A 2,591-nucleotide genomic window follows, 5' to 3' on the forward strand; every position below is an offset into this window, starting at 1 on the left:
ATGCCGGGCAGCACAGCGGGCGCCGAGGCCGCGCGCCAGGCACGCGGGCTGCGGGCCGGGACGGGCTGGTTGTCGCGGGCTTGGGCCGTGCGCCTGGTGTCGGGTCGGCGGGCCGGGTGTGCGCCGCGGGCCGCACGCCTGGTGCCGGGCAGCACGCCGGCTGCCGCACGCCCAGGCCGCACAGCGGGCGCCGAGGCCGCGCGCCAGGCACGCGGGCTGCGGGCCGGAACGGGCTGGTTGTCGCGGGCCTGGGCGCACGCCCGGCGCCGGGGTGCGAGCCAGGGCCGCACGCCGGCGCCGGGGGCCGGGCCCGGGCCTGGGCCTGGGCCGCACGCCGGGTGCCGGGGGCCGGGCGCTTGGGCCGTACGCCTTCGGGCCGAGGCCGCACCGCGGGTGCCGGAGCCGCGGGCCTCGGCCGTGCGCCTGTGCCGGGCCGCACCGCGGGAGCCGGAGCCGCGGGCCGCGCGCCGGGTGCCGCACGCCCGGACCGCGCATCGGGTGCCAGGGCCATCCGGACCGCGCATCGGGTTCCGGGGCCGCTTGGGCCGCGCGCCGGGTGCCGCACGCCCGGACCGCGCGCCGGGTGCCAGGGCCGCCCGGACCGCGCATCGGGTGCCAGGGCCGCCCGGGCCGCGCGTCGGGTGCCAGGGCCGCCCGGGCCGCGCGTCGGGTGCCGGGGCCGCTTGGGCCGTGCGCCGGGTGCCGGGTGCCGCGGGCGCGTAGTGCGGGCCCGGGCCGCGGGCCGGGCGTCACCTCGTCGGGGACGGGCCCCTAGGCTGTCCCCATGCCTCCGAGCAATCCGCTGCCACCTGCCGACACCTCGCACCTTCGGGCGCCGGACGGTGCGCGGCTGGCCGAGGCGGCGGCCGTGTTCGCCCTGCTGTCCGACGCCACGCGCCTGCACCTGTTGTGGCTGCTCGCACAAGGCGAGTCCGATGTGGGCTCGCTGGCCGAGCAGTGCGCCGCCTCCCGTACGGCCGTCAGCCAGCACCTGGCGAAGCTGCGGCTCGCGCGGCTGGTGGAGGCCCGGAAGGAGGGTCGGTACGTCCACTACCGGCTGACCGACGGACACCTGCGGCGGCTGGTCCTGGAGGCGCTCAGCCACGCCGACCACCGCGTGAGCGGAGAGGCCCCGCACGACTGACACGCGCCGCGGCCGCACCGCGCCCACGCACCCTCCGGCGGCCCGCAACGTGTCGGGGCCGCCCTGCTGCGGGTAGTCCTCACGGGTCCGCGCCGGGCCAGTCGGCGGGACCGCCGCGGACGGGCCGGCACGCCCGCGGCCGGGGCGCCCGCACCGCCGGCTCGGAGCGCACATGGCCGATCCGCAGACCCCCGGCGCCGGCGTCGGGGACCGCCCCGGCCGGCTGGTCCAGATCGTGCACCTGACCAGTCCGGACGGCGTCCCGCCCGGTTTCGCCCGCGAACTCGCCGACTGCTGGGCGGCCGTGGTGAACTCCGGCGGCGCCGTGATCACGCCGGGCATGCCCATGCCGCCCGTGGCCGCCTTCGCAGTCGCGCCCGAGGTGGAGCGCCTCCTCGGCGGGCTGCACCCGGCGCGGTGCCGACTGCTCGCCGCCGTACGGGTCGACGGGGCGCTCGCCGGGTGGCTCGTCCTGCGCCGCGACCCCCACCCGCTGGTCGCCCACTGCGCGGTGGTCAACCACGTCCAGACCCACCCGCGCTTCCGGGGCCGCGGCACGGGAAGCGCCCTCATGACCGCCGCGGCCGCCGTGGCCCGCGGCGCGATGGGAGTGGAACGGCTGCACCTCAGCGTGCGGTCCGGGTGCGGCCTGGAGGCGTTCTACCGGCGGCTGGGCTGGCAGGAGGTCGGCCGCTGGCCCGGGGCGCTGCGGGTGGCTCCGGGCGACGACCGGGACGACGTCCTGATGAGCCTCGCCCTGTGACCCACCGCCGGCCCGCCGGACCGCAGGGCCGAGCCGGGTCGGCCGGGTCGGCCGGGTCGGCCGGGTCGGCCGGGTCGGCCGGGTCGGCCGGGTCGGCCGGGTCGGCCGGGTCGGCCGGGTCGGCCGGGTCGGCCGGGTCGGCCGGGTCGGCCGGGTCGGGCGAACGCCCTGCGGGGCGAACGGGCGGGCGTGGGGGTGTCGGGCCTGCGTCCGCGCTCGGGCCCCGGTCCGGGCCGGGGTCGCCGCACCGCCGGGATTCCACACGCCGCCCCTGGCACCGCAACCGCTACCACCCGGTCACCCGGCCCCTCGGACGCCGGGTTCCGGTCCGGGCAGCCAGGCTGAAGTGCCGCCGGGCCCGGCGTGCGGACCGCGGCCCGAACCGCGGGGTGCAGGAGGGGCTTCGTCCGCGCCCCGGTCCTGGCCGCCCGGCGCCCCGGGCACCACGCTGCCTTCCTCCACCGCCCCGTGAGCCGGCATCGCGGCAGCGCCCCGGCTCACCCGGAGCGGGAGACGGAGCGCCGGCCGGCGGTTCGCAGCTCGACGGCGGGGCGCGCACCGCACGGACTTCCGCACGTCACCTCTCCGTCCCCACCTGCGCGTCCGGCCTCCGGCCGCCGGGCCGGCGGATACGGCGGGAGGGGTGGGCGAGGCGGGCGTGCGCTGACACGGGCGTCGGATGGC

At 80.9% G+C, this 2,591-nt stretch carries 2 protein-coding genes; both read left to right on the forward strand.

The annotated features are described in order from the left end of the window. Positions 1-784 precede the first annotated feature (784 nt). Positions 785-1,144: a metalloregulator ArsR/SmtB family transcription factor gene (locus tag EF903_RS31400; RefSeq protein ID WP_114054952.1), complete on the forward strand. Its 360-nt coding sequence runs from the start codon at positions 785-787 to the stop codon at positions 1,142-1,144. Positions 1,145-1,316: 172 nt separating this feature from the next. Then, positions 1,317-1,907, forward strand: a complete 591-nt coding sequence (locus EF903_RS31405) for a GNAT family N-acetyltransferase (protein ID WP_125548375.1) — start codon at positions 1,317-1,319, stop codon at positions 1,905-1,907. Positions 1,908-2,591: the final 684 nt, after the last annotated feature.

This window comes from Streptomyces sp. WAC05292 (assembly GCF_003949955.1).
Classification (GTDB): domain Bacteria; phylum Actinomycetota; class Actinomycetes; order Streptomycetales; family Streptomycetaceae; genus Streptomyces; species Streptomyces globosus.

Bases quoted from the DNA above. Each gene is read 5' to 3' on its own strand.
- EF903_RS31400 (WP_114054952.1), top strand. From the start codon at position 785: ATGCCTCCGAGCAATCCGCTGCCACCTGCCGACACCTCGCACCTTCGG.
- EF903_RS31405 (WP_125548375.1), top strand. From the start codon at position 1,317: ATGGCCGATCCGCAGACCCCCGGCGCCGGCGTCGGGGACCGCCCCGGC.